At 50.2% G+C, this 245-nt stretch carries 1 protein-coding gene; it reads left to right on the forward strand.

Going from position 1 to position 245, the window contains the following annotated elements:
- On the forward strand, positions 1–245 hold a 245-nt coding region (locus AC2FC2_RS27085; protein WP_490660222.1), incomplete at both ends, for a prophage tail fiber N-terminal domain-containing protein.

The raw sequence follows: 245 nt of genomic DNA on the forward strand, positions 1-245 counted from the left end.
GGGCCAAATGGCGACCCTCGCCCCGGTGTAACCATTATGCTGACAGCGGTCAAAACGTCATCGGCAGTAGTTCAGCTAGCCCCGTCAAGTTCAACAACCGGTGCAGATGGCAGTTATTCACTGTCGGTAGAAGTCGGTACCCATAACGTAATGATTGAAGCTTATGGTCGTCCGTTCGAAAAGGTCGGGCAAATAACGGTATATAGCGACTCAAAACCGGGGACGCTTAATGCTTTTTTGAACAG

This window comes from Serratia sp. CoH_122_TC_1, from assembly GCF_058191755.1.